The 25,861-nt window shown below is 71.4% G+C and carries 23 protein-coding genes; 6 read left to right on the top strand and 17 right to left on the bottom strand.

The window, feature by feature from the left end; translation table 11 throughout:
• Nucleotides 1–116: 116 nt before the first annotated feature.
• Complete coding sequence (locus tag JOL79_RS05475) at nt 117–3,179, top strand: M14 family metallopeptidase (RefSeq protein ID WP_230984239.1); 3,063 nt, start codon at nt 117–119, stop codon at nt 3,177–3,179.
• A gap of 136 nt (nt 3,180–3,315) precedes the next feature.
• Nucleotides 3,316–4,752 carry an aldehyde dehydrogenase gene (locus JOL79_RS05480; protein WP_210154535.1) on the top strand — a complete coding sequence of 479 codons (1,437 nt, stop codon included), beginning with the start codon at nt 3,316–3,318 and terminating at the stop codon, nt 4,750–4,752.
• A 166-nt stretch (nt 4,753–4,918) separates the two neighbouring features.
• Here the strand turns inward: JOL79_RS05480 and JOL79_RS05485 are convergent, their stop codons facing one another.
• A complete protein-coding gene (locus tag JOL79_RS05485) occupies nt 4,919–5,659 on the bottom strand; it encodes an alpha/beta hydrolase (RefSeq protein ID WP_210154741.1) in 741 nt (246 codons plus the stop codon).
• Nucleotides 5,660–5,983: 324 nt separating this feature from the next.
• On the opposite strand from JOL79_RS05485, the gene typA reads away from it, so the two are divergent.
• On the top strand, nt 5,984–7,837 hold the full coding sequence (typA, locus tag JOL79_RS05490) for a translational GTPase TypA (protein WP_210154536.1): 1,854 nt from the start codon (nt 5,984–5,986) through the stop codon (nt 7,835–7,837).
• A 78-nt stretch (nt 7,838–7,915) separates the two neighbouring features.
• Here typA and JOL79_RS05495 read toward each other — a convergent pair whose 3' ends face one another.
• Nucleotides 7,916–8,500, bottom strand: a complete 585-nt coding sequence (locus JOL79_RS05495; protein WP_230984240.1) for a PadR family transcriptional regulator — start codon at nt 8,498–8,500, stop codon at nt 7,916–7,918.
• A gap of 90 nt (nt 8,501–8,590) precedes the next feature.
• Between JOL79_RS05495 and JOL79_RS05500 the strand changes: the two genes are divergently transcribed.
• Nucleotides 8,591–9,763, top strand: a complete 1,173-nt coding sequence (locus JOL79_RS05500; RefSeq protein ID WP_210154537.1) for an FAD-dependent monooxygenase — start codon at nt 8,591–8,593, stop codon at nt 9,761–9,763.
• Between the two features lie 130 nt (nt 9,764–9,893).
• Nucleotides 9,894–10,541, top strand: a complete 648-nt coding sequence (locus tag JOL79_RS05505; RefSeq protein WP_210154538.1) for a superoxide dismutase family protein — start codon at nt 9,894–9,896, stop codon at nt 10,539–10,541.
• A 21-nt stretch (nt 10,542–10,562) separates the two neighbouring features.
• Here JOL79_RS05505 and JOL79_RS05510 read toward each other — a convergent pair whose 3' ends face one another.
• The 4 genes from JOL79_RS05510 to JOL79_RS05525 all read right to left on the bottom strand — a co-directional run bounded on the left by JOL79_RS05510 (nt 10,563) and on the right by JOL79_RS05525 (nt 14,027).
• The gene (locus tag JOL79_RS05510) at nt 10,563–12,098 is read right to left on the bottom strand and encodes a helicase HerA-like domain-containing protein (protein ID WP_210154539.1); all 1,536 of its coding nucleotides are present in this window, start codon (nt 12,096–12,098) and stop codon (nt 10,563–10,565) included.
• Nucleotides 12,095–12,919 (bottom strand): polysaccharide deacetylase family protein, encoded by an 825-nt coding sequence (locus JOL79_RS05515; RefSeq protein WP_210154540.1) that lies wholly within the window; start codon nt 12,917–12,919, stop codon nt 12,095–12,097. Before JOL79_RS05515 ends, JOL79_RS05510 begins: the two co-directional genes overlap by 4 nt.
• A gap of 32 nt (nt 12,920–12,951) precedes the next feature.
• Entirely contained in the window at nt 12,952–13,257 is a 306-nt protein-coding gene (locus JOL79_RS05520; protein WP_210154541.1) for a hypothetical protein, read from the bottom strand.
• A gap of 191 nt (nt 13,258–13,448) precedes the next feature.
• Complete coding sequence (locus tag JOL79_RS05525; protein ID WP_210154542.1) at nt 13,449–14,027, bottom strand: helix-turn-helix domain-containing protein; 579 nt, start codon at nt 14,025–14,027, stop codon at nt 13,449–13,451.
• 62 nt (nt 14,028–14,089) lie between these two features.
• On the opposite strand from JOL79_RS05525, the gene JOL79_RS05530 reads away from it, so the two are divergent.
• Nucleotides 14,090–14,926: an EamA family transporter gene (locus JOL79_RS05530; protein ID WP_210154543.1), complete on the top strand. Its 837-nt coding sequence runs from the start codon at nt 14,090–14,092 to the stop codon at nt 14,924–14,926.
• Nucleotides 14,927–15,010: 84 nt separating this feature from the next.
• Here the strand turns inward: JOL79_RS05530 and JOL79_RS05535 are convergent, their stop codons facing one another.
• The 11 genes from JOL79_RS05535 to rsmD all read right to left on the bottom strand — a co-directional run bounded on the left by JOL79_RS05535 (nt 15,011) and on the right by rsmD (nt 25,793).
• On the bottom strand, nt 15,011–15,601 hold the full coding sequence (locus tag JOL79_RS05535; protein ID WP_210154544.1) for a sigma-70 family RNA polymerase sigma factor: 591 nt from the start codon (nt 15,599–15,601) through the stop codon (nt 15,011–15,013).
• A 373-nt stretch (nt 15,602–15,974) separates the two neighbouring features.
• The gene (ftsY, locus tag JOL79_RS05540; RefSeq protein ID WP_210154545.1) at nt 15,975–17,144 is read right to left on the bottom strand and encodes a signal recognition particle-docking protein FtsY; all 1,170 of its coding nucleotides are present in this window, start codon (nt 17,142–17,144) and stop codon (nt 15,975–15,977) included.
• 85 nt (nt 17,145–17,229) lie between these two features.
• Complete coding sequence (locus JOL79_RS05545) at nt 17,230–20,943, bottom strand: AAA family ATPase (protein WP_210154546.1); 3,714 nt, start codon at nt 20,941–20,943, stop codon at nt 17,230–17,232.
• 315 nt (nt 20,944–21,258) lie between these two features.
• Nucleotides 21,259–21,453 carry a hypothetical protein gene (locus JOL79_RS05550; protein WP_210154547.1) on the bottom strand — a complete coding sequence of 65 codons (195 nt, stop codon included), beginning with the start codon at nt 21,451–21,453 and terminating at the stop codon, nt 21,259–21,261.
• A gap of 187 nt (nt 21,454–21,640) precedes the next feature.
• Nucleotides 21,641–21,901 carry an acylphosphatase gene (locus tag JOL79_RS05555; protein ID WP_210154743.1) on the bottom strand — a complete coding sequence of 87 codons (261 nt, stop codon included), beginning with the start codon at nt 21,899–21,901 and terminating at the stop codon, nt 21,641–21,643.
• A 134-nt stretch (nt 21,902–22,035) separates the two neighbouring features.
• Nucleotides 22,036–22,914, bottom strand: coding sequence for a bifunctional DNA-formamidopyrimidine glycosylase/DNA-(apurinic or apyrimidinic site) lyase (gene mutM, locus JOL79_RS05560; RefSeq protein WP_210154548.1), 879 nt, complete (start codon nt 22,912–22,914; stop codon nt 22,036–22,038).
• A 10-nt stretch (nt 22,915–22,924) separates the two neighbouring features.
• On the bottom strand, nt 22,925–23,614 hold the full coding sequence (gene rnc, locus JOL79_RS05565) for a ribonuclease III (RefSeq protein ID WP_230984348.1): 690 nt from the start codon (nt 23,612–23,614) through the stop codon (nt 22,925–22,927).
• Nucleotides 23,615–23,924: 310 nt separating this feature from the next.
• A complete protein-coding gene (gene rpmF / locus JOL79_RS05570) occupies nt 23,925–24,104 on the bottom strand; it encodes a 50S ribosomal protein L32 (protein WP_210154550.1) in 180 nt (59 codons plus the stop codon).
• 1 nt (nt 24,105) lies between these two features.
• Nucleotides 24,106–24,660 carry a YceD family protein gene (locus JOL79_RS05575; RefSeq protein WP_210154551.1) on the bottom strand — a complete coding sequence of 185 codons (555 nt, stop codon included), beginning with the start codon at nt 24,658–24,660 and terminating at the stop codon, nt 24,106–24,108.
• A 70-nt stretch (nt 24,661–24,730) separates the two neighbouring features.
• Complete coding sequence (gene coaD / locus JOL79_RS05580; RefSeq protein WP_210154552.1) at nt 24,731–25,207, bottom strand: pantetheine-phosphate adenylyltransferase; 477 nt, start codon at nt 25,205–25,207, stop codon at nt 24,731–24,733.
• A gap of 16 nt (nt 25,208–25,223) precedes the next feature.
• Complete coding sequence (gene rsmD / locus JOL79_RS05585; protein ID WP_210154553.1) at nt 25,224–25,793, bottom strand: 16S rRNA (guanine(966)-N(2))-methyltransferase RsmD; 570 nt, start codon at nt 25,791–25,793, stop codon at nt 25,224–25,226.
• Nucleotides 25,794–25,861 lie beyond the last annotated feature (68 nt).

The following is a 25,861-nucleotide window of genomic DNA, read 5'->3' on the forward strand; positions in this document are numbered from 1 at the left end:
GATCCCGCAAGGCTCCGTGACCCATTCGAGATGTAGCCGACATCTCTACTCACTTGCACACAACGAAGACGCGAGCGAGATTCGGGGAGATCATCACCCCCCACGAAGGGTTACCGATGTCCCGACGAGTGATCGTCCCCGTCCTGGCCGCCGGTGCCATGGCGGCCGCGCTGCTGGTGCCGGCCACCGGCGCGCAGGCCGCCCCGGGCGACCCCCTCCCCCCACCGGACCGCGTCGAGCTCTACCAGGTCGACGGCGAGCCCGGCACCGGCGGATCGCTGGCGCAGAAGGGATTCGACGTCGTCCAGCAACGCCCGCAGAGCGGCAAGGAACACGTCGAGCTGACCGCCACGCCCGCCGAGCTCAAGAAGCTCCAGCGCCTCGGCTACCGGCCGGAACCCGTCCGCAACGGGCAGGGCCAGACACAGCTCCAGGCCGCCCGGGCGCAGGCCACGGCCGGCTACACCGTCTGGCGGTCCTACTCGGAGAAGGGCGGCATCGCCGACCAGCTCAAGAGCATCGCCGACGCCAACAAGGACATCGCCAAGGTCGAGTCCATCGGTAAGACCGTGCAGGGCAAGGACATCCTCGCGCTCAAGCTCACGAAGCTGGCCCGTCTCCTGCCGGACGGCGCGAAGCCCTCGGTGCTCTACTCGGGGACCCAGCACGCCCGCGAGTGGATCGCCACCGAGGTGGACATGCGGCTGCTGAAGTATCTCGTCGCCAACAAGGGCACCCGGGACGTCTCCCGGCTGCTCGACACCACCGAGGTGTGGTTCCTCCCCGTGGCCAACCCCGACGGGTACGACTTCACCTTCACCGAGGGCAACCGCCTGTGGCGCAAGAACCTGCGCGACAACGACCGCGACGGGAAGATCACCGGCGTCGACGGCGTCGACCTCAACCGTAACCTCGCCACCAAGTGGGGCTACGACGAGGAGGGCTCCTCCAGCGTCCTGAGCAGCGAGACCTACCGCGGCACCGCCCCCTCCTCGGAGCCCGAGACGAAGGCGATGGACGGCCTGCTGCGGCGGCTTCGCCCCAAGGCGCAGGTCAACTACCACTCGTACGGCCCGCTCCTGCTCTACCCCGAGGGCTGGCAGGTGGAGACCACCACCGCCGACGACCCCATCTACCTCGCGCTGACCGGCACCGACGAGAAGCCGGCCGTGCCCGGTTTCGACCCCGGCGTCGGCGCAGAGCTCTACACGACGAACGGCGAGATGACCGACCACGCGCACTTCGCGTACGGCACGCTGGCCTGGACGCCGGAGCTCGACGAGGGCTGTGAGGGCTGCGGGTTCGTCTTCCCCGACGACGAGGCGCAGGTGCAGGCGGAGTTCGAGAAGCAGCTGCCGTTCGCCCTCGACGTGCTCAAGTCGGCGCGCGACTTCACCGAGCCGGTCAGCCACCTCGGCAACACGGTGCCCGACTTCGTGGTCGACGACTTCGACACCAGCTACGGCACCGACCAGGTGGTCCAGGTGAACGCCCAGCGCAAGCTGGGGCCGGTGGCGCTGCGCTACCAGATCAACGGCGGCAGGGCGAAGACGGCGCTCACCACCGAGTGGAAGGGCGGCGAGCGTTACGGCGACGGCTACGACACCTACTTCCACAAGCTGCGGGGCACGGTGCGCGGGGCCAAGCCCGGCGACAGCGTCAAGGTCTGGTTCACCTCGCTCACCAAGAAGAGCGAGGAGTTCACCTACAAGGTGGCGAGCGACATCGGCGGCAAGGTGCTGATCGTCGCCGCCGAGGACGTGACCGGCGCCAGCCCGGCCCAGGGCGTGACCCAGGCGAAGTACGCCGCCTCCTACGCCGCGGCGCTGTCGGCCGCCGGTTACTCCTCCGACGTGTACGACGTGGACGCGCACGGCCGCCAGGCCCCCGACCCCCTCGGCGTGCTGAGCCACTACAAGGCGGTCGTCTGGGAGACCGGCGACGACGTCATCCCCCGGGCCGCGAACCAGCCGCCCGGCACCGCGGCCAACCTGGCCGAGTCGCTCGAACTCGCCTTCCGCGACTACCTCAACGAGGGTGGCAAGCTCCTGGCCACCGGGAAGTACGCCCTCTACGCGCAGAACGTCAACGGCGCGTACTGGTATGAGCCCGACTATCCGAGCCAGCCCGAGTGCACCACGCTCAGCAAGCCGCCGTGCCTCGCCCTCAGCAACGACTTCGCGCAGTACTACCTGGGCGCGTACACGTTCGTGGACGGCGGCGGGCAGAACGACGACGGCGCCACCCTCCCCCTCACCGGCGTGAGCGGCGCGTTCGCCGGTTTCCAGGGCACCCTGAACGGCGGCGACTCGGCGGACAACCAGGACCACACCTCCGCCTTCGTCACCACCTCCTCGGTCCTGCCGCCCGACCGGTTCCCGCAGTTCGCCAGTGCGGCGCCGCTCAAGTGGCAGTACGGCGGGGGCGCCCCGTTCAGCTCCCACACCGGCTCGTGGTCGGTGCAGAGCGGCCAGGCGGACGCCTCCTACAAGCGCCTCACCCGGACGATCGACCTGACCGGCCACACCTCGGGTTCGCTCTCCTTCTGGACGTCCTACGACACCGAGCCCGGCTGGGACTTCCTGACGGTCGAGGCGCACACGGTGGGCCAGGACGACTGGACCACGCTGCCCGACACGAACGGCCACACCTCGCAGGAGCCGGGTGACAGCTGCGCCAGCGGCCTGGTCGACCTGCACCCGTTCACCGCCCACTACCAGACGTACGACGGGGCCACCTCCTGCACTCCCACCGGAACGACGGGCGCCTGGAACGCGGCGAGCGGCTCGTCCAAGGGGTGGCAGCAGTGGTCGATCGACCTGACGCCCTACGCCGGCAAGCAGGTCGAGGTGTCCGTCTCCTACATCAGCGACTGGGGCACACAGGGCCTCGGCGTGTGGCTCGACGACACGAAGGTGACCGCCGACGGCGCGACCCTCGCGGACACGTCGTTCGAGGACGACCTCGGCGGGTGGACGGTCGCGGGACCGCCGCCCGGCACGGACGCCGCGCTCAACGACTGGGCGCGCAGCGACCAGTCGCTCGACGACGGGGCCGCGGTCACCACGAAGGACACGGTCTACTTCGGCTTCGGCACCGAGGGCGCGACCACCCAGGCCATGCGCACCGACCTGGTCAAACGGTCGATGACCCACCTGCTCGGGCCGACGCGGCCCTGAGCCGGGCCCGTACGGCTCCCGTCTCCCGGCGGGCGGGAGCCGTACGGGGTCCTTGCCGATGTCGGCAGAACATGATTCTGTCGCACTGTGCGCGGAGGTCCCACACCGGGGCCGCGCCCGATCGGAAGGCAGGCGGATGCCGCATCGCGACAGGCTGTTCATCGCGGGCGGGTGGGTGGCTCCCGCCGGCACCGGCACCATCGAGGTGATCTCCCCGCACACCGAGGAGGTCGTGGCCCGCGTGCCGGAGGGCACGGCCGCCGACATGGACCGCGCGGTCGCCGCCGCCCGGGAGGCGTTCGACCGGGGGCCGTGGCCCCGGATGAGCATGGCCGAGCGGGCCGCGGTCGTGGCGCGGCTCGCCGGCCTCTACGAGGCCCGCCAGGGCGAGATCGCTGAGACGATCACGATGGAGATGGGTTCGCCGATCACGTTCTCCCAGCTCGCCCAGGCTCCGCAGCCCCTCGGCATGTTGCGCTACTACGCCGGGCTCGGCGCGACGTTCCCGGTCGAGGAGGAGCGGCCCGGCATGTTCGGCCCGGTGATCGTCCGGCGGGAGCCGGTCGGGGTGGTCGCCGCGATCGTGCCGTGGAACGTCCCGCAGTTCGTCATCATGACCAAACTCGCCCCGGCGCTCGTCGCCGGATGCACAGTGGTGATCAAGCCCGCCCCCGAGACGCCGCTCGACTCCTACCTGCTCGCGGAGATGATCGAGGAGGCGGGGATTCCCGCGGGCGTGGTCAACATCGTGGCGGCGGGCCGCGAGGCCGGTGAACACCTGGTCTCCCACCCCGGCGTCGACAAGGTCGCCTTCACCGGCTCCACCGCCGCCGGGCGCCGCATCGGGGCGATCTGCGGCGAGCGGCTCAAGCGGTGCACGCTTGAGCTGGGCGGCAAGTCCGCCGCGATCGTCCTCGACGACTGCGACCTGCCTTCGGCCATGGGCTTCCTGTCCCTGGCCACGCTGATGAACAACGGGCAGGCCTGCGTGGCCCAGACGCGGATCCTCGCCTCCCGGAGCCGGTACGACGAGGTGGTCGAGGCCGTCGCCGAGATGGTGCGCGGCCAGCGGGTCGGCGACCCGGCCGACCCGGCCACCGGCATCGGCCCGCTGGTCGCAGCGCGGCAGCGCGACCGGGTCGAGGGATACGTCCGCGCGGGGATCGACGAGGGCGCCAAGGCGGTGGTGGGCGGGCTCGACCGGCCGTTCGGCCGGGGCTGGTACGTCGCGCCGACCGTCTTCGCGGACGCGACCAACGACATGCGGATCGCCCGCGAGGAGATCTTCGGGCCGGTCCTGACCGTGATCCCGTACGTGGACGAGGCCGACGCGATCCGCATCGCGAACGACAGCGACTACGGCCTGTCGGGCTCGGTCTGGACGGCCGACCCGGACCACGGCGTCGAGATCGCCCGGCGCGTCCGCACCGGGACCTACGGCGTCAACATGATGAACACGATGGACCCGAACACGCCGTTCGGCGGCGTCAAGTCGAGCGGCTTCGGCCGGGAGCTGGGGCCCGAGGGCCTGGAGGCCTACCTGGAGTGCAAGTCGATCGCCCGGCTGGGGTGATCCGCTGGGCCGATCCAGGAGCGCCGATCCAGATGGAGCCCCCGGTCCGGCACGACTCCCGCCGTGCCGGACCGGGCCCGCCCAGCGCGCCCCCGCGACGCTGGGCCACACCCGCCGGGTGTGCGCCGATCCCCTCCATCGGCGGTACGGCAGAGCCGCACATCCCTCATAGACGACCGATATCGGGATTCGGTTCGCGAATCCACCGACCAATTTTCCGTATCAGTTCGGGAGTCGCCGCCGTCTCGGCGTGGCCGTACCCCGGCTCGATCCACAGCTCCTTGGGCTCCGCCGCGTTGTCGTACAGCTGACGGGCGTGTTCGAGGGGGAAGAAGGGGTCGGCGTCGCCGTGGACGACCAGCAGCGGGACCGGCGTGATCAGGGCCGCGGCGCGGTACGGCGGGAGCGGCACCGGATCCCACGTCCCGCTGGCGATCCTGGTGCCCTTGACGACGCGGGCGGCCAGCCGGCCGTGCCAGCGCTCGATCGCCCAGTGGACCTGCCGCATGGGCTTGGTCCCCCGGTAGTACCAGCGGGCGGGACCGCTCACGGACACCACGGCGTCCACGCCCCGATACAGGGCGGCGTGCCGGACGACCACCGCGGCGCCCAGCGAGAAGCCGACCGTGACGATCCGCCGGTAGCCGACCGACCGGGCGTGCTTCACCGCAGCGTCGACGTCGAGCACCTCGAGGTCGCCCACTGTGGTCCGGCCGGAGGAACGGCCGTGCCCCCGGAAGTCGAACGACACCACGCCCCCGAATCCGGACAGCACGTGCACGATGCGCCGGGAGTGGCGGTCGCGCCAGGAGCCGGTGAAGCCGTGCGCCACCACGATCCCGAGATCAAGCGAGCTGTTGGGGGTGTGCGCGGCGTCGATCCGGACGCCGTCGGACGTCCGCAGCATCGCGGCGAACGAGGGAGCCAGACCCGCGTCCCCGGACCTTTCCCCCACTTTGTCCCCCACCTTGCCCCCGGCCCTGTTCGCCCGAGCGTTCGGCCCCCGCACGCTCACCCCTCCCGAGGTCGACCCTTTTCCCACGACGCGGCGTTTCCTGCGGCATTCCCTGTGACCTTTTCCTACCCGCGGTCGCACCGCAGGCGACCGGGCGGCGCGTGGCGGCGACGGGGATCGCCTAAAATGGTAAGGCCGTGTGGACACGGCAGCTGGCGTCTCGCTTTCAGTCCCGGGACGCGGACGACACCCCGACGATCCGGAACGAGCCTCACTATGCCTCTCAACAGCCGCGACGACCTGCGGAACATCGCGATCATCGCGCACGTCGACCACGGCAAGACCACCCTGGTGGACGCCATGCTGTGGCAGTCCGGGGCCTTCCGCGCCAACCAGGACGTCGATGAGCGCGTCATGGACTCCAACGACCTGGAGCGCGAGAAGGGCATCACCATCCTCGCGAAGAACACCGCCGTACGGCATGGTGGCATGACGCTGAACATCATCGACACCCCCGGCCACGCCGACTTCGGCGGCGAGGTCGAGCGCGGGCTGTCCATGGTCGACGGTGTCGTCCTGCTGGTGGACGCCTCCGAGGGCCCGCTCCCCCAGACCCGCTTCGTCCTGCGCAAGGCGCTGTCGGCCAAGATGCCGGTGATCTTGTGCATCAACAAGGTCGACCGTCCCGACGCCCGCATCTCCGAGGTCGTCGACGAGGTCTACGAGCTGTTCATCGACCTCGACGCGACCGAGGAGCAGATCGACTTCCCCATCGTGTACGCCTCGGCCAAGGCGGGCCGGGCCTCCCTGAACCGCCCGGCGGACGGCGGCATGCCCGACTCCGACGACCTCGAACCGCTGTTTGAGACGATCAAGAAGACGATCTCCGCGCCGGTCTACGACCCGTCCGCCCCGCTGCAGGCGCACGTGACCAACCTCGACGCCTCCAGCTACCTGGGCCGCATCGCCCTGTGCCGGGTCCACCAGGGCACGATCAAGAAGGGCCAGCAGGTCGCCTGGTGCCGTACGGACGGCACCGTGCAGCGGGTGAAGATCTCCGAGTTGCTGATGACGGAGGCCCTGGAGCGCAAGCCGGCCGAGGAGGCGGGCCCCGGCGACATCATCGCGATCGCCGGCATCCCCGACATCATGATCGGCGAGACGCTGGCCGACCCCGAGGACCCGCGCCCGCTGCCGCTGATCACGGTGGACGAGCCGGCCATCTCCATGACGATCGGCACCAACACCAGCCCGCTGGTCGGCAAGGTCAAGGGCGCCAAGGTCACCGCGCGCCTGGTCAAGGACCGGCTCGAGAAGGAGCTCGTCGGCAACGTGTCACTGCGCGTGCTGCCGACGGAGACCCCGGACGCCTGGGAGGTCCAGGGCCGCGGCGAGCTGGCGCTGGCCATCCTGGTCGAGCAGATGCGCCGCGAGGGCTACGAGCTGACGGTCGGCAAGCCCAAGGTGGTCACCAAGATCGTCGACGGCAAGGTCCACGAGCCGGTCGAGCGGCTCACCGTCGACTGCCCCGAGGAGTACCTCGGCGCGGTGACCCAGCTCCTGGCCGTCCGCAAGGGCCGCATGGAGCACATGACCAACCACGGCACCGGCTGGATCCGGATGGAGTTCCTGGTGCCGTCGCGCGGCCTGATCGGCTTCCGCACCGAGTTCCTCACCGAGACGCGCGGCACCGGCCTGGTGCACCACGTCTTCGAGACGTATGAGCCGTGGTTCGGCGACCTGCGCACCCGCAACAACGGCTCCCTGGTGGCCGACCGGGCCGGCGCGGTCACCGCGTTCGCCATGCTCAACCTGCAGGAGCGCGGCACCATGTTCGTCTCCCCCACCACCGAGGTGTACGAGGGCATGATCGTCGGGGAGAACTCCCGCTCCGACGACATGGACGTGAACATCACGAAGGAGAAGAAGCTCACCAACATGCGCTCCTCCACCAGCGAGGAGACGGAGAAGCTGATCCCGCCGCGGGTGCTGTCCCTGGAGCAGGCGCTGGAGTTCATCCGCGACGACGAGTGCGTGGAGATCACTCCGGAGACCGTGCGCCTGCGCAAGGTCGTGCTCGACGGCGCCAGCCGCGGCCGCGCCGCCGCCCGCGCCAAGCGCGCCAACTGACCGAACCCGTCAGGAGCCCCCGGCCGATCGCCGGGGGCTCCGTCGTTTCCGGCGTTCCGCCACCCGCCGGCTCCCCCGTCAGCGCCGCTCCGCCGGGGCGGCCCAGGTCAGCCGCCCCGCGCGCAGGTCGTCGACGATCGACTTGATCCACTGCTCCTCCGCCACCGTGACGGCGAGGAGGTATTCGCTCTCGATACCCGCCACCCGCGGGAACTCCTCCGGCTGGCCGGCGAGATTCGCCTCGATCCCGGCCCGCGCCTCCGCCAGGTGCCCGGCCCGCCGTTCCAGCGCCCGCAGCGCCTCCTCCGGTGTGATCATCAACAGGTACGACAGAGCGGCGGGGAACTGCGGGAACTCCTGCTTGGGGGTGCCCAGCATCTGGTCCATCCACTCCCGGGCCACCTCCCGCCCCTCTGCCGTGAGTTCGTACACCGTGCGCTCCGGATAGGCGGGATCGCGGCTGGTCTCCCGCACCGCGATCAGCCCCTCTGCGTGCAGGCGATCGATGGTCCGGTAGAGACCGGCGCGCTGGCTCACGTTGACGACCTGGTCCTTGCCCCACTGCTTGATCAATCGCTGCACGGCGTACGGATGGAGGGGCCGGTCGTGCAGCAGCGCGAGCACGGTCAGGGCGAGAGGCGAGCTGCGTACGGAAGTGCTCATGCCTCCGATACTAACCACATCCGGACTAGTTGACATGCAACTAGTTTCAATGTGACTATCGCTCTATCGGAAGCGAGCTGAGGAGTGAGCATGAGCATGGTGAGGACCGCACTGGTGATCGGCGGCGGTGTGGCCGGGCCGGTCACCGCTCTGGCCCTGGCGAAGGCGGGCATCCGGGCGACCGTCCACGAGGCGCATCCGGCCGCCGCCGACGGCGTCGGGGCGATGCTCAGCCTGGCGCCCAACGGTCTGGCGGCGCTGCGGATCGTCGGCGCGGACGAGGCCGTGATCGGCATCGGCCAGCAGGTTCCGCGGGTCGTGATGGCCGACGGCGCCGGAAACCGGCTGGCGGAGTTCGGTGGCTTCCCCGGGCTGCCGCCCACCCTCGCGATGCCCCGCTCGGACCTGTTCCGGGCGCTGGCCGACCACGCGACGGCCGCGGGGGTGCGGATCGAGTACGGCAGGCGCCTGGTGTCCGCCGACGAGACCCCGGACGGTGTCACCGCGACCTTCTCCGACGGGACCACCGCCACCGCCGACGTGCTGATCGGCGCGGACGGCATCCGCTCCACGGTCCGCGGCCTCATCGACCCGGCCGCTCCGGGGCCGGAGTACGGCGGGGTCCTCAGTTTCGGCGGCTACAGCCGTTGCGACGTGGCGGTGGAGCCGGGCGCCATGCACTTCGCCTTCGGCCGCACCTTCATCGGTTTCTGGCGGCTGCCGGACGACCGCGTCTGCTGGTTCGCGAGCCTTCCCCGCACCGAGCCGCTCACGGCGGCCGAGGTCGCCCGCGTCCCCGCCGCCGAGTGGCTGGCCCGCCTGCGCGACCTCTACGCGGGGCACGTGCCGGGCGAGACGCTGCTGGCCCACACGGACCCCGGGGATCTGATGGCCGTGGGCCCGATGGAGCGCATGCCGTCCGTGCCGCGCTGGCACCGCGGCCGCATGGTCCTGGTCGGCGACGCCGTCCACGCTCCCTCGTCCAGCTCGGGGCAGGGCGCGTCCCTGGCGGTCGAGAGCGCGATCGAGCTCGCCCGCTGCCTGCGCGATCTGCCGATCCCGGCGGCGTTCGAGGCGTACGAAGGGCTACGCCGCTCGCGGGTGGAGGCGATCGGCGGAGCGGCCGCGGCGACGAACCGCGCCAAAGCCGGTCAGGCCGCAGACCGGCCCGCCATGCCGACGCCGGAGCAGATGTTCGCCCCCGTTCACCTGCACAGCATCGACTGGGAGGACACCGTCGAGGCCGTCCCGGCGGCGTGCTGATCGGAAGAGCCGGGGAGATCAGGCAACACGAGGTAAAGGGCCGGCCCGGACAGCGTCGACCGGCCCACCCGCGCGGGGCGCGATGTGCTCTCCTGTGGCAGGCATCAGCGCCTACGGAGGAGCCCGTCCCATGCTTCGCAAGAGTCACGCCGTCCTGGCCGCCAATCTCGCCCTGGGGATCTGGACCTGCGTCTCGGCCCTGCCCGGAACGCAGGCTCTGACCGGAAATCCGAGCGGCGCGCGGACGTCGCCGCAGGGGCAGGAACGGCCGGTCCTGGCCAGCGCCACGATCAAGGACGCCAAGGGAAGGGCGATCGGCTGGTTCCAGATCGACCGCGACACCGCCGCGTCGTCGTGGGTCACCGTACGGGTGCGGGGGCTGACGCCGGGCTTCCACGGCTTCCACATCCATTCCGCAGGCGTGTGCGACGCCGCCTCGACCGACCCGGCCACCGGCTCCCCGTTCAGCAGCGCGGGCGGGCATCTGGACGCCGGTCACGGCGCGGACGCCTCGGGCAATCTCCCGTCGCTGCTGGCCGCCCGCGACGGCGTGGCCTCCGCCGGTTTCCGCACCGACCGGTTCACGGCGGCCAGGCTGGCCGACGCCGACGGCAGCGCCGTGATCGTGCACGCCGGGCCGGACAACTTCGCCAACATCCCCAGCCGCTACCGCCACCCCAAGGACGCGACCGGCACGAGCGGCCCCGACGTCGCGACGCTGAAGACCGGCGACGCCGGCCGCCGGGTCGGGTGCGGGATCATCCACCTCGCGGGCTGACCCATCCCCCGGTGCCCGCTCTCAGCCCCGCCTGCGCCGCGCGGTGCCGAAGATCGACCGGGTGATCTCCCGCCCCAGGGCGGAGGCGGCCGACCGGGCGAACGACCGGAACTCCTTCGAGCCGAGCACGCCTTCGATCACGGACTCGGGCTCCCGGCGGCCCCGCTCGGCCGGCCGCTCCTCCGCCCGCTTCCCGGCAGGCCGCCGCGACGGTTCGGGCCGCTCCGGGGCGGCGGGCTCCTGCTGGGCCAGACGGGCGGCGAGGATCTCGTAGGCCGACTCGCGGTCGATGGCCCTGCCGTACTTGGCGGGGAGCGACGAGGCCGCCATCACCCCCTGGATCACCGCGGCGCCGGACGGCGTCATGAGCGTCCCCGGTGCCCGCAGCCTCGTCCAGGCGACCGGCGTCGGCGCCCCCGACTCGGACAGGACCGTCACGACGGCGTCGCCGATGCCCAGCTCCGTCAGCAGCCGTTCCAGGTCGTAGCCGGAGCTGGGAAACGTCGAGACGGTGGCCTTCAGGGCCTTGGCGTCCTGAGGCGTGAAGGCGCGCAGGGCGTGCTGCACCCGCGCGCCGAGCTGGGCGAGCACGTCGGCCGGCAGGTCCTTGGGCGTCTGGGTGACGAAGAAGACCCCGACGCCCTTCGAGCGGATCAGCCGCACGGTCTGCACGATCGCCTTGAGGAACGCCCGGGAGGCGTCCTCGAACAGCAGGTGCGCCTCGTCGAAGAAGAACACCAGCGCGGGCCGGTCCGGGTCGCCCACCTCCGGCAGCACCTCGAAGAGGTCGGCGAGCAGCCACATCAGGAAGGTGGAGAAGAGCTGCGGGCGGTCCTGGACGCCCGGCAGCTCCAGGATGGAGACCACACCCCGCCCGTCCGGCGTGGTCCGCAGCAGGTCGTGCACGTCGAACTCGGGCTCGCCGAAGAACGCCTCCGCGCCCTGCGCCTGGAAGTTCACCAGCGCCCGGAGGATCACCCCGGCCGTCGCGGACGACAGCCCGCCGATGCCGCTGAGGGCCTCCGGCGTGTCGATCAGGTAGCGGATCACCGCGACCAGGTCCTTGAGGTCGAGCAGCGGCAGGCCGTTCCGGTCGGCGAAGTAGAAGATCAGCCCGAGGGACGACTCCTGCGTCTCGTTCAGGCCGAGGACCCGCGACAGGAGTGTCGGGCCGAAGGCGCTCATGGTGGCGCGGAGCGGCACTCCCTCACCGACCCCGCCCAGGGAGAAGAACTCGGTGGGGCAGGAGACGGGCGCCCACTCCTGGCCCACCTCGGCGGCCCGCCGGGTCACCCGTTCCGAGGGCGTTCCCGGCGAGGCCAGGCCGGACAGGTCGCCCTTCATGTCGGCGAGGAAGACCGGCACCCCCTGGGCGGACAGCTGCTCCGCGAGCAACTGCAGCGTCCGGGTCTTCCCGGTCCCGGTCGCGCCCGCCACCAGGCCGTGCCGGTTCATCATCCGCAGCGGGATCTTGATCTCCTCATGCGGGTCGGCCGTGTCGTCCCGGACGAGGGCCCCCAGGTCGAGCGCAGGGCCCTCGACGTCGTACCCCTTCACCGGTTGAAGTACTGCTTGCCGGGGACGGGGCTGCCGAGCAGTTCTGAGACGGTCACGTAGGTGTATCCCTTCCGGTCGAGCTCGTCGAGCAGCCGCGGCACGGCCTCGACGGTCGTCGGGTGGATGTCGTGCATCAGGACGATGTCCCCCGGCTTGGCGGCTCCGCAGCGGCCGGCCACGATCCCGGCGTTCCGGTCGCGCCAGTCGAGCGTGTCCAGCGCCCACATGATCTGGGAGAGCCCCTCCCGCCGGGTGGCCTCCTCCACCTTGTGATCGGTGGCGCCGTACGGCGGGCGCATCAGGCGCATCCGCACACCGGCGACCTGCCGCACGACGGCCTGCGTCCGTTCCAGCTCACGGGCGAGCGCCTCACCGGACAGGCCCGTCAGCGACGCGTGGTCCCACGAGTGGTTGCCGACCTCGTGTCCCTCCGCGACCATCCGCCGGACGAACCCCTGGGTCTCCTTCGTGACCATCTGCCCGAGCAGGAAGAACGTCGCCCGCGCGTGATGCGCGGCCAGGATGTCGAGCAGCCGGCCCGTGTTCTCGCCCGGCCCGTCGTCGAAGGTGAGCGCCACGCAGCGGGCGTGCGTGCAGTCGATCCGGCGCGGCGGCGGCGCGACCGGCAGGCGCGGCCCCGGCCAGCCGGGCTGCGCCCCCACGAGGCGCAGCCGGAGGACGCCCGGGTCGAACCGCGCGGCGCGGGCCTGCCGCATGGCCTCGGGCATGGGCGCCTGCGCCGCGGCGTCCGGGTCGGACGCCCTCACCTGCCCGCATCCCGCGAGCACCAGCAGTGCCAGCAGAACCGACCCGATCCGCATGCGACCCCCCGGAGCAGGCGGGGGATCGCCACCTACGGATACTCCTCGGCCGCTTCCCCCCGCAGAACCCTGGCCAGCTCGTCCCACCAGGGCGGTACGTCGGCCTTGAGTTCCGCGTGCCGGCGGGCCACCCTGATGGCGCATCCACCGGGATCAGTACCCAGGTGACGGCATTTGACGGCACCCTCGCGCCAACGGTAAAGGCCCTCCCGGAAGCTCACGACGAGGCCGATCCAGACCGAAAGGGTGACATCGTCGCCGATCTCGTACGCCTCGTGGACGCCGAGGACGGCGAGCTCCGCGCGCAGCGTCTCGACGGCGGTCCGTGACTCACTCACCGGCCACCGCCCGCCGCGGAGGGGTCGCGCGCAAAGAGGTATGTACCCGGCCTTGGGCCGGGACCCGCCACTGCATGAGGTAATCATGAAGCCACCGAGGGTCACCGCGCAGCGATACGCGGCCAAGTGATGCTCGGCCGAGCGACACAGCCGAGCGATACAGCCTGGCGATACGGCCTGGCGATCGGCGGTCAGTCGTCCGGCGGCTCGGCCGGCTCGGTGACCACCATCACGAACCGCAGGGGCGCGGCGCCGTCGTTGGCGTACCTGTGCGGCCGGTCGGCGCTGAAGACGACGGCTCCGCCGACGCCGATCGTGTGACTGTGGCCGTACACGGTGAGGGTGAGCTCGCCGTCGAGGACGGTGAGCATCTCCCGGGTGCCGGCGGGGTGGGCGTCGCCGTCGTGGTGCTCACCCGGGCCGAGCCGCCAGTCCCACAGCTCCAGGATCGCCGGCGCGTCCGTGCCCACGAGCAGCCGGGCCGAGCCCGACCCCGGATGCGCGAACGTCACGACCTCGGCGGCGTCGACGACCCGGACCACCGGCGTGTCCGCCACCTCGACGAGCCGCGCGACCGTCACACCGAGGGCGTCCGCGATCCGGGTGAGCGTGTTGACGCTCGGGTTGGTGCGGCCCTGCTCGATCTGGACCAGCATTCCCCGGCTCACGCTCGATCGGGCCGCCAGCTCGTCGAGGGTCATGCCGCGGTGGGCCCGCTGCCCCCGGACGTTCGCGGCGATCGCCGCGTTGATCATCGCAGGATCCGGCACGAGTTCAGTGTACTGATCTACTATTACAATCTGTTGAACTTCGCTTTTCCTTGGGGGCTCTCGTGACAGCGGTGGCGCTGGCGGCGGCGTGCGCGGTGATCTTCGGGACGGCCGACTTCCTCGGCGGAGTGGCCACCCGCCGCTCCCGGGTGCTGGCCGTGGTCACCCTGTCGCAGGTCGGCGGGCTGTTACTGATCTCCCTGCTCATCCCCGTGCTGGGCGGCTCCCCCGACCCCCGGGCGCTGCTGTGGGGCGCGGCGGCCGGGGTGACCGGCGCCGTCGCCATCGTGCTGTTCTACCGGGGCCTGGCCGCCGGGATGATGTCGGTCATCGCGCCGACCACGGCGACGACCGCCATGGCCGTACCGGTGATCTACGGCCTGGTCAGCGGCGAACGACCCTCGGTGGGGGCCCTCGCCGGCGTGGTGCTCGGACTGCTCGCGGTGGTGCTGGTCAGCCGGTCGCCGAACGGCGCCAAGGCCGGCCCCAGGCTCGGCCCCCTGCTCGGGGCGCTCGCCTCCGGAGCCGGATTCGGCGGGTTCTTCATCCTGCTCAAGCTGGCCCCGGCCGAGTCGGGTGGCTGGTCCCTGTTCGCCGCCCGGTTCGCCTCGATCCTGCTGGTCGCCTCGCTCGCCCTGGCGACCGGCCGCACGCTGCGGCCCACGCCGGGGAGCATGCCGGTCACCCTGGCCGCGGGCCTGCTCGACATGGCGGCCAACGTCCTCTACCTGCTCGCCGCGCAGCGCGGCATGCTGACGCTCGTCGCCGTGCTGGTCTCGCTCTACCCCGCGAGCACGCTGCTGCTGGCCAGGTACGTGCTGGGCGAACGGCTGAGCCCGATGCAGATAACCGGAGTGGGGTTCGCGCTGGGGGCCATCGCGCTCATCGCCGGATCCTGAGCGGGCGCCGGCGGCCGCCGGGAGGATGGCGGCCGCCGGGTCCTGGGGCCGGGGTGGAAGGTGATCAGGTGTGGTCGGGCGTGATCAGGCGGCGCAGGGCTCGGTCTCCCGTACGACGCCCTCCTCGCGGGCGTAGTCGGCGAGCATGGCGCGCAGCTGCCGCCGGCCGCGGTGCAGCCGGGACATGACGGTGCCGATGGGCGTTCCCATGCGGTCGGCGATCTCCTTGTAGGCGAACCCCTCGACATCCGCCAGGAAGACCGCGACCCGGAACTCCTCGGGGAGGGCCCGGAGCGCGTCCATCACGACGCTGTCGGGAAGCCGGTCGAGCGCCTCGTTCTCCGCCGACCGCAGACCGGTCGACGTGTGGGACTCGGCGGCGGCGAGCTGCCAGTCCTCGATGTCCTCCGCGGCCGACAGCTTCGGCGACCGCTGCTTCTTGCGGTAGTCGTTGATGAAGTTGTTCGTCAGGATCCGGTGGAGCCACGCCTTCAGGTTCGTGCCCTCGCGGAACTGGTGGTAGGACGTGTACGCCTTCGCGACGGTCTCCTGGACAAGGTCCTCGGCGTCGGCGGGGTTGCGAGTGAGGCGCATCGCCGACGCGTAGAGCTGGTTGGAAACCGGCACGACCTCACGCTCGAACCACACTTGTCGCTGCTCGTCAGTCGAGATCATCTCATCCCCCTACGGACTTCTCCCCCGTTACCCGTCCGGCCGGAACCCATGCGAGGACATCTGGTCATTGTTGGGCCAAGACCACCGTGCCGCTTGGGGCGTAAGCACGGCGTTAGCGTTTCCCCTGGTCAGTCAGATGCACACGGCAAGAGCGTTCGCGGGCACGTCACGCGAAGGCCGAACAGATCTCAATATCGTAACACCACAGCCCCAATGTTGGGCAAAGTGTGGCGTACGTCACCCTATAAGGGGCTTGCCGATCAACGCGTCCGCCAGGGTGGAGAATCGCCGTCGATCGCGGAACCGGTCTCGGGCACTCCCCCGTGCCCGGTGAGGTGGCGGGCCGGTCAGGCCCGCCACCTGGGACGTACGCTCAGTCGCCGATCAGCGCGTCGACGAACACCTCGGGGTCGAACGGGGCCAGATCGTCGGGGCCCTCCCCCAGGCCCACGAGCTTGACCGGCACCCCCAGCTCACGCTGCACCGAGATCACGATGCCGCCCTTGGCGGTGCCGTCGAGTTTCGTGAGGGCGATGCCGGTCACGTTGACCACCTCGGCGAAGACCTGCGCCTGGCGCATGCCGTTCTGCCCGGTCGTGGCGTCGAGGACCAGCAGCACCTCGTCGACCTCGGCCTTCTTCTCGATGACCCGCTTGACCTTGCCCAGCTCGTCCATCAGGCCGGTCTTGGTGTGCAGGCGGCCGGCCGTGTCGACGATGACCGTGTCGGCCTTCTCCTCGATGCCCTTGGCCACCGCGTCGAACGCCACCGAGGCGGGGTCGCCCCCCTCAGGCCCGCGTACGACGGCCGCGCCGACCCGGTCGCCCCAGGTCTGCAGCTGGTCGGTCGCGGCGGCGCGGAAGGTGTCGGCCGCGCCGAGCACGACCTTCGCGCCGTCCCCGACGAGCACGCGCGCGAGCTTGCCCGACGTCGTCGTCTTGCCGGTGCCGTTGACGCCGACCACCAGGACGACGGCCGGGCGGTCCCCCGGAGCCGAGGTGTGCAGCGTGCGGTCGAGGTCGGTCCCCACCTGGCCGAGCAGCTCCTCCCGCAGGAGCTTGCGGACCTCGTCGGGCGTCCGGCTGCCGAGCACCTTCACCTTGGTGCGCAGGTCGTCCACCATGACCCGGGTCGGCGCCACGCCGACATCGGCCGTGATCAGGATCTCCTCGATCTCGTCCCAGACGTCGTCGTCGAGCCGGTCACGCGACAGCAGTTCGAGCAGCCCCCGGCCGAGCACGTTCTGCGAACGGGCCAGGCGGTCGCGCAGCCGGACCATCCGGCCGGCGGACGGCGGGGGCACCTCGACCGGCGGAGGCCGGAGCAGTTCCTCCGCGGGAGGCGGCAGCGTGGTCGCCCCGCCGCCGTCCCGTTCTCCCTGGCCGACCGGGCGGGGCTCCGTGATGACCGGCGCCGGGGGTTCCGGCGGCGTCTCGACGGGCGGCAGGTCCTTGGCCTTGGGCCGGAACAGCAGGAAGAGGCCTCCCACCGCCAGCACGGCGGCGAGGGCCACGATCACGATGATGCCGATGTAACCGTCCACACCATGCAGTTTCCCAGACGTCCCGGTGTGATGCGTTCGCCCCGTCCCGTGTGTGGACCCGCGGCCGCGCCGGAACGGCGTTCGGTCAGGCGTGCTCGCGCAGGCGCTGGCTGACCACCTGGGTGACGCCGTCACCCCGCATGGACACGCCGTACAGCGCGTCCGCGATCTCCATCGTCCGCTTCTGGTGTGTGATCACGATGAGCTGGGAGCTCTGCCGCAACTCCTCGAACAGGGTGAGCAGCCGCTGCGTGTTGGTGTCGTCCAGGGCCGCCTCGACCTCGTCCATCACGTAGAACGGCGAGGGGCGCGCCTTGAAGATGGAGATCAGGAAGGCCACCGCGGTGAGCGACCGCTCGCCGCCGGACAGCAGCGAGAGGCGCTTGACCTTCTTGCCCGGCGGCCGGGCCTCGACCTCCACCCCGGTCGTCAGCATGTCCTCCGGGTCGGTGAGCAGCAGACGCCCCTCCCCGCCGGGGAACACCCGCTGGAAGATCTGGCCGAACTCCCGCGCAACGTCCTCGTACGCCGCCGAGAACACCTGCTCGACCCGGTCGTCGACCTCCTTGACCACGAGCAGCAGATCACGGCGGGTCTTCTTCAGGTCCTCCAGCTGGGAGGTGAGGAAGGCGTGCCGTTCCTCCAGCGCGGCGAACTCCTCAAGCGCCAGCGGGTTGACCTTCCCGAGCTGGGTCATCTGCCGCTCGGCCGTCCTGGCCCGCTTCTCCTGCTCCTCCCGCATGTACGGCACCGGCGGATCGCCGGGAACGGCGGCGTCGGGACCGTACTCGGAGATCAACGGCTCCAGCTCGACGCCATACTCCTCAAGCGCCCGCTGCTCCAGCTGCTCCAGCCGCAGCCGCCGTTCGGTCCTGGCCATCTCGCTGCCGTGCACCCGGTTGACCAGGGCGTCCAGCTCCTGGCTGAGCTCACGGACCCGCAGCCGCACCCGCTTGAGCTCCGCGTCGATCTCGCCGCGCGCCCGCTCCGCCTCGTCGCGCTCCTCGGCGGCGAGGGCCAGCGACCGTTCGAGCGCCAGTGAGGCGACGCGCGCCCCCTGCGCCGTCGCCGCGGCGACCTCCGCCTGCCTGCGGCGCCGCTCCCGCAGGGCCGCCGCCAGCGCCCGGTCCTCCCGTTCGCGCCGGGCGGCCCGGAGCAGGCCGTCGGCCCGGCCGGCGATCCCGCGCACCCGCTCCTCGGCGGTGCGGACGGTCAGCCGCGCCTCCATCTCGGCCTGCCGCGTCACCCCGCAGGCCGCGGCCAGCTCGTCGCGGGTGTCCGTGGTGGGCTCGGCCTCCAGCTCCGCGGCGTACTCCGCCTCGGCGAGCTGCTCCTCCAGCTCAAGCGCCCCGGCCTGGGCCGCGTCGCGGGCCTCCTCCGCGTCGCGTACGGCGCCCGCGAGACGGGCCGCCTCGTCCTGGGCGGCCTTGACGGCCGCCTCCAGGCGGGCGAGCTGCTTGGCCGCCGCGGCGGCCCGCTGATCGGCGTCGCGCTGCCGGGAGCGTAACCGGTCGAGCACGGCCTGGGCGGCGTTCACCCCGTTCTGCGCCTCGTTCACGCCGTTCTGGGCCGCCGTGACGCCGCTCTGCGCCTCACCGACCCGGCCCTGGGCGTCGTCGAGGGCGGCCTGGCGCTCCCGCTCGGCCGCGACGGCCTCGTCCAGGCCCTCGGTGTGCAGCTCCGCCCGCGCCCGCGCCTCCGCCAGGTCGGCCGCCGCCTCGTCGAGGGCGGTGCGCATCTGCAGCAGGGACGTCGCCCCGCCGCCACCGCCGTGGGCCGCATGGACGCCGAGCAGGTCTCCGGCCCGGGTCACCGCGCGCAGCCCCGGGTTCGCGTCGACCACCTTCCGGGCGGTCAGCAGGTCGGGGACCACGACCACGTCCGCGAGCAGGGCGTGCACGGCGGGGCGGAGCGCCTCCGGCGCGGCCACCAGCTCGGGGGCCCACTCGGCCTCGGTGACCGCGATGTCCGGCCGCCCGGCGGCGGCCGGGCCGTCCGCGCCGATCAGCAGGGCCGTGCGGCCCCCGTCCGCCTCCCTCAAGTGCTCAAGCGAGCCGACCGCGGCGTTGAGCGAGTCGACCGCGACGCCGTCGACGGACAGCACGGCGGCGACGGCGGCCTCGGCCCCCGGAGTGACGGTCAGCAGCGTGGCGATCGGGCCGAGGACTCCGGGCAGCCCGGCGCCGAGCACGGCCGCCGCGCCGTCGGCGCCGCCCGTGAGCGTCATCTCCAGGGCCTCACACCTCGCCTGCAGCGCGGCCACGGCCCGCTGCGACTCCTGGTCGGCGGCCCGGGCGACGCCCACGGCGGCCTTCGCCGCGGCCAGGGCCTCCCGCGGCGGCGCGAGCGCGGCCCTCGCCTCAGCCACGACCGCCTCGGCCTGCTCGGCCCGGGCCCGGGCCTCCTCCACCGCGGCCCTGGCGATGACGACGCCCTCCTGCGCGGCCTCCAGCTCGGCGGCCAGCTCAGGATCGGCGGCCGGCTCGTCGAGCTCCTGCGTGTCGAGGTCGGCCTGGGCGTTCTCGGCCCGCTGCCGGGCGTCGGCCACGGCTTTGGTGAGACGCCCGATCTCGTCCCCGGCCGCGCGGGCACGGCTGCGCGCCGACTCCACCTGCCCCCGCAGGCGGGCGAGGGCCTCCCGGCGGTCGGCGGCGGCCCGCGCGGCGGCGGCGAGGCGGCGCTCCTCCGCGGCCAGGGTCTCCTCCGCCTCCGCCCGGATCTCGACGGCCGCCTCCAGCCGATCGCGCGCCTCGTCAAGCTCCTCCGACAGCAGCCGCTCCTGCTCCCTGACCTCGGCGGCCTCCCGTTCGAGGTCCTCCGGGTCGCGGCCCCTGCGCTCGACGGCGGCCGCGTCGGCGGCGTGCCGCTGCCGTTCCGCCGCCAGGCCCTCCAGGCCGCGCAGCCGCTCACGCAGCGAGGACAGGCCGTAGAACGTCTCCTGCGCCGCCTTGAGCCGCGGCTGCGCCTGGTTCTCCGCGGTCTCCAGCTCGGCCTCGCGCCGCTGGCCCTCGGCCAGCTCCGCCTCGACCTGGGCCCTGCGAGTCTGCACGGCCGCCTCGTCGGCCTCCTCACGCTGCAGCGTGTCACGCAACGTCACGACGTCGTCGGCGAGCAGGCGCAGCCGGGCGTCGCGCAGGTCCGCCTGGATGACGGCGGCCTTGCGGGCGATCTCCGCCTGGCGGCCCAGCGGCTTGAGCTGGCGCCGCAACTCGGCCACCAGGTCCTGGACACGGTTGAGGTTGGCCTGCATCGCGTCCAGCTTGCGGAGGGCCTTCTCCTTGCGCTTGCGATGCTTGAGTACGCCCGCGGCCTCCTCGATGAACGCCCTGCGCTCCTCCGGCCCCGCGTGCAGCACCTGGTCGAGCTGTCCCTGCCCGACGATGACGTGCATCTCCCGGCCGATGCCGGAGTCGGACAGCAGTTCCTGGATGTCGAGCAGGCGGCAGGTGTCGCCGTTGATGGCGTACTCGCTCTGCCCGGACCGGAACATCAGGCGGCTGATCGTCACCTCGGTGTAGTCGATCGGCAGCGCGCCGTCGGCGTTGTCGATGGTGAGGGTGACCTCGGCGCGCCCCAGCGGCGGGCGGCTCGACGTCCCCGCGAAGATGACGTCCTCCATCTTGCCGCCGCGCAGCGACTTGGCGCTGTGCTCGCCCATCACCCAGGCCAGGGCGTCGACGACGTTGGACTTGCCGGAGCCGTTGGGGCCGACGACGGCGGTGATGCCGGGCTCGAACCGCAGCGTGGTCGCGGAGGCGAAGGACTTGAAGCCGCGCAGGGTGAGCGTCTTCAGATACACGTCGGCCCCCTCCCGCCATCGGCACTTTGGGGAAGACTACCGGTCCACGAAGAGCCAGGTCGCCGGATAGGACAACACCGGGATGGGCCGGGGATCCGGTGGGACGCGGCCCGTCCGGCGGATCGCCCCGCGCCGGGAGAACCGAAAAGGCCGTACATCACCGCAGCAAATAGTGAAGCCGGGGTGATTGATCCAACTCTACGATAAAGCGACATACAGCTGGATGGACGACGAATGAACGGCTCAACAACGGTGCGGAAATGGCAAGGGACGCCTTTGGGGGGCGTCCCTACAATCTCTTCGTGCTCGCCGGTCTCAGGTGAGAGCCGGCTCGCGATCCTGAAGCCGGACCAGGGCCTCATCACGAGTCTGCGCCGCAAGGGCGTCGTTCTGTGCCTGGAGCCGGTTGAGTTCTGCCTCCAGATCCCGGATGCGCTGCTGGAGACGGCGCATTTCCGAGACCATACGAGGGTCAGGACCGCCGACGTGGCCGAGTAGAGCCTTCGCCATAGTAAAGGGTCCTCCACGCTGAGTGACCAGACTGGTTCGCGCACTTCATGCCGCGGGAGGGGTGCGCGTGGTTCCTCTCAAGAGTCGCACCGGCAATGGAGTCGGTCAAGTTGAACGCTCCGCACAGATGTCCGGTGGGCACTCTCGCCAGGTAAATATACCGGATTTGAGGGGTTAGTGGGAAGCCCTACTTCTCTACAAACCCCACCATACTTCTCTTAGCGTCGCTCCAGCGTTCCACCACCCCCTCAACCTCACCGGGGGTGTCGCCCCCACGCAGCGCCGCGAGCAGCTTCTCGCATGATTCCCGTGGACCTTCGGCCACGACCTCAACCCTGCCGTCGCGAAGGTTGGCCGCCCAGCCGGTCAGGCCCAGCTCCAGCGCCCGGGCGCGGGTCCACCACCGGAATCCCACACCCTGCACGCGCCCGCGGACCCACGCCGTCATGCGAATCACGCCTTCAAGTATCCAGATCGGCGCGACGGACCACCGGCGGGGGGTGGCCCAAGCAGCCTGATCCGCAACTCACGAACTGTAGTCGTGACCAAACGCGAAGCCCGGGTTCGGACCGTCGGACACGCCTAGGGCCGGGCGTTCTTCGGGACGGGCTGGCACTTCGGGCAGCTGTAGGAGGAGCGGTTCATGAACGCCTCGCGCCGGATAGGCGTCCCGCAACGGCGGCAGGGCTCGTCGCGGCGGCCGTACACGGCGAGCGACCGGTCGAAGTAGCCGCTCTCGCCGTTCACGTTGACGTACAGGCTGTCGAACGAGGTGCCGCCCTGACCGAGCGCCTCGGTCATGACCGCGCGGACCGCCGCGAGCAGCTCGGCGATCTTCGGCTGGGTGAGCGTCTCTGTGGGCCGGGCCCAGTGCAACCGGGCGCGCCACAGCGCCTCGTCCGCGTAGATGTTTCCGACCCCGCTGATCAGCGACTGGTCGAGGAGCGCCCGCTTGATCCCGGTACGGCGCAGCCGTACCCGTACGGCGAACTCCTCGTCGTCGAACGCCTCCTCCAGCGGATCGGGCGCGATGTGCGTGATCGGCTGGGGCACCGGCCGGGCCGGCCGGGGGTCCAGCGGTGCGACCAGCAGGTGACCGAACGTCCGCTGGTCGACGAAGCGCAGCTCGGGACCGTCGTCGGCGAAGCGGATCCGCACCCGCAGGTGCTTCTCCTCCGGCGCCGCGGGGTCGACGACGAGAAGCTGCCCGCTCATGCCGAGGTGGGCGAGCAGGGCGTCCGCGGGCTCCTCGTCGCCGGGTCCGTCGCCGAGCGGCATCCACAGGTATTTGCCCCGGCGCTCGGCCGAACGCAGCGTTCTGCCCTTGAGCACGGCCGGCAGGTCGCCGGGGTCGCGGCGGACGGCCCTCGGGTGCAGCACCTCCGCCGACGCGACCGTGCGCCCGGCGACCCAGCGTTCAAGGCCCCGCCGGACGACCTCCACCTCGGGCAGTTCGGGCACGGCGAAACTCCTAGGCGGGCACCGGGCCGGCGCCCTCGCGGGCGTCGCGCAGGGCCCGGATCGCGGTCCAGGCGGCCTCCGCGGCCTGCTGCTCGGCCTCCTTCTTGCTGCGGCCGGCGCCCTCGCCGTACTCCTTGCCGCCGACGTGCACCGTGGCCACGAACGACTTGGCGTGGTCGGGCCCGCTCTCGTCGACGTGGTACTCGGGGACGCCGAGCATCTCGGCCGCGGTGAGCTCCTGCAGCGACGTCTTCCAGTCGAGACCCGCGCCCAGCGAGGCCGAGCGGGTGATCAGCGGATCGAACAGCAGGTGCACCACCCGGAACGCCTCGTCGAGGCCCTTGTCGACGTAGACCGTGCCGATCAGGGCTTCGAGGGTGTCGGCCAGGATGGACGACTTGTCCCGTCCGCCCGTGCCCTCCTCGCCCCGGCCGAGGCGCAGGTATTTGCCGAGGTCGAGGGTCCTGGCGACGTCCGCGAGCGCGCGCATGTTGACCACCGCGGCCCGCAGCTTCGCGAGCTGGCCCTCGGGGAGGTCGGGGTGGTTGCGGTACAGCGTGTCGGTGACCACCAGGCCCAGCACGGAGTCACCCAGGAACTCCAGCCGTTCGTTGGTCGGCAGCCCGCCGTTCTCGTACGCGTAGGAGCGATGGGTCAGCGCCCGCTCCAGGATGGGGGTGCTCAACCCGACGTCGAGCATCTGGCTCAGTTCGTCTCTGGCGACCTCGACGGCCACCGGCTTTCCCGATGGGACGCCCATCGATCTCCTCCCAAACTCCGGCGCATGGCAGGGCCGTGCACGGAGGCGGGCGGATCGCTGTCCGGCCCGAAGGCGTGGTGGACGCCGGGCCTCCGGTGTCGGAGGCCCCGGCGTCCACCACGGCCGCGGGCATGTGGGTCTGTCGCGTCGCTGCCGCCGCCGCACGTACCTGTGGAACAGACTCGTTGAACACCGTAACGCCGGCCGGCTCGTTTGACGATCCGGCCGGCGCCACTTGCGCACGCCGCGATCAGGCCGACGGCTGGATGACCTGACGGCGGTTGTAGGTGCCACACGTCGGGCACGCGATGTGCGGGCGCTTGGGCGAGCGGCACTGCGGGCAGCTCACGAGTGCCACCGCCGCCGCCTTCCACTGGGACCTGCGGGCGCGGGTGTTGCTCCGCGACATCTTCCGCTTGGGGACGGCCACGTCAACCCTCCTGATCGTCTTCCTTGTCCACAACCAAACCCTGCAGCGCCGCCCAGCGTGCGTCGACCGTGTCGTGCCGGTGGTCCGGGCCGGCGTCCGCCAGCTTGACCCCGCACTCCGTGCAGAGACCGGCGCAGTCATCACCACACACCGGGCTCAGCGGCAGCGCGAGCACCACCGCGTCACGGAATACCGGCTCCAGATCGAGCAGTTCGCCGTCGAGGAGCAGATCGTCCTCGCCGGCGTCCTCCGCCGAGTAGAAGTAAAGCTCCTGGAAGTCGACCTCGACCTGCGAGGTCAACGGATCCAGGCAGCGCGAGCACTCTCCCGTGAGAGGAGCCCGCGCCGTGCCCGTCACGAGCACGCCCTCCATCACCGCCTCGAGCCGGATGTCCAGCTCGACGTCGGCGCCCTTGGGGACGCCGATCATTCCGACCGCGAGGTCCGCCGGTGCCGGGAGAACCGGGCTGATCCTGCGCATCGATCCCGGTCGTCGGCCCAGATCATGGGTGGAAAGAACCCACGGGGCTCGGGGATCGAGGCTGTGCAGAGTCATCCTGCTCTCATTAGGCATGGCGAATCACCGCCGTCGTGCAAGGCTGAAAGGCAACAATACCAGCCCCGGCTCAGCCCCTGAGCCGCTCGACGAGGAGGTCGTGCACGAGGTCGGGGACCAGGCCCGACACGTCACCTCCGTACCGCGCGATCTCCTTCAGCCGGCTGGAGGAGAGGAACGAATACTCCGGGTTGGTGGACATGAAGAGCGTCTCCACACCGGACATCCGATAGTTGAGCTGCGCCATCTGCAACTCGTAGTCGAAGTCGCTGACCGCGCGCAGGCCCTTGACGATCGTCGGGATGCTCTGCTGCCGGCAGAAGTCGACCAGCAGCCCGTGAAACTTCTCGACCCTGATGTTGCCGTACTCCTTCGTCACCGCCTGCAGCATCTCGATGCGCTCGTCGACGGTGAACAGGCTCCGCTTCTCGATGTTGATGAGCACGGCCACGACGACCTCGTCGTACAGGCGCGATGTCCTGCCGATGATGTCCAGATGCCCGTTGGTCACGGGGTCGAACGATCCAGGGCAGACGACTCGGCGCAAGACGCACCCCCACGATTCACGGGTTCCCGGCTGCGCGACCGTACCAAACGGACGCTTCGCCGTACCGGCGGACCCTGTCTTCCGCGAAACCCGGCGGCCACACCAGGTCCTTACCCCGCGACTCGCGTTCCACCGCCACCAGCGCCCCGTCCGCGAGCCAGCCGTTGTCGCGCAGCGCCTCCAGCACCCGTGTCACCGCCTCGTCCGCGACCGCGTACGGAGGGTCGGCGAAGACGAAGTCGTACGGCTCCTCGCACGGCCTGGCGACCACGCGTTCGACCTTCTCGGCGCGGAGCGCCGCCCCCGGCAGCCCGAGCGCCGCGATGTTGTCCCTGATCGTCCGGGCGGCCCTCGCCTCCGATTCGACGAGCAGGGCGTGCGCCGCGCCCCTGCTGAGCGCCTCCAGGCCCACCGCTCCGGAGCCCGCGTACAGGTCGAGGACCCGGGCGCCGTCGAGCGCGCCGAGCGCCGAGCCGACCGTGGCGAACAGCCCCTCCCTGGTGCGGTCGCTGGTCGGCCTGGTCGATCTTCCCGGCGGGACGGCGAGCCTGCGTCCCCCGGCCGTCCCTGCGATCACCCGCGTCACCCGTCCATTGTCCCGCCGTCCGTGCCGTCCTCTGCGCCGCCGTCTCTGTCGCCGTCTGTGCCTCGCCC

Origin of the sequence: Microbispora oryzae, from assembly GCF_017896165.1 — a bacterium.
In the GTDB taxonomy this organism is placed as follows: Bacteria; Actinomycetota; Actinomycetes; order Streptosporangiales; family Streptosporangiaceae; genus Microbispora; species Microbispora oryzae.

Coding starts and splice junctions, on each gene's coding strand:
- JOL79_RS05555 (WP_210154743.1), bottom strand. CDS start 21,901: ATGACGGCGTGGGTCCGCGGGCGCGTGCAGGGTGTGGGATTCCGGTGG.
- JOL79_RS05500 (WP_210154537.1), top strand. CDS start 8,591: ATGAGCATGGTGAGGACCGCACTGGTGATCGGCGGCGGTGTGGCCGGG.
- JOL79_RS05550 (WP_210154547.1), bottom strand. CDS start 21,453: ATGGCGAAGGCTCTACTCGGCCACGTCGGCGGTCCTGACCCTCGTATG.
- typA (WP_210154536.1), top strand. CDS start 5,984: ATGCCTCTCAACAGCCGCGACGACCTGCGGAACATCGCGATCATCGCG.
- JOL79_RS05480 (WP_210154535.1), top strand. CDS start 3,316: ATGCCGCATCGCGACAGGCTGTTCATCGCGGGCGGGTGGGTGGCTCCC.
- JOL79_RS05495 (WP_230984240.1), bottom strand. CDS start 8,500: ATGAGCACTTCCGTACGCAGCTCGCCTCTCGCCCTGACCGTGCTCGCG.
- JOL79_RS05535 (WP_210154544.1), bottom strand. CDS start 15,601: ATGATCTCGACTGACGAGCAGCGACAAGTGTGGTTCGAGCGTGAGGTC.
- JOL79_RS05485 (WP_210154741.1), bottom strand. CDS start 5,659: ATGCTGCGGACGTCCGACGGCGTCCGGATCGACGCCGCGCACACCCCC.
- JOL79_RS05475 (WP_230984239.1), top strand. CDS start 117: ATGTCCCGACGAGTGATCGTCCCCGTCCTGGCCGCCGGTGCCATGGCG.
- JOL79_RS05505 (WP_210154538.1), top strand. CDS start 9,894: ATGCTTCGCAAGAGTCACGCCGTCCTGGCCGCCAATCTCGCCCTGGGG.
- JOL79_RS05575 (WP_210154551.1), bottom strand. CDS start 24,660: ATGACTCTGCACAGCCTCGATCCCCGAGCCCCGTGGGTTCTTTCCACC.
- JOL79_RS05515 (WP_210154540.1), bottom strand. CDS start 12,919: ATGCGGATCGGGTCGGTTCTGCTGGCACTGCTGGTGCTCGCGGGATGC.
- rnc (WP_230984348.1), bottom strand. CDS start 23,614: ATGCTCGACGTCGGGTTGAGCACCCCCATCCTGGAGCGGGCGCTGACC.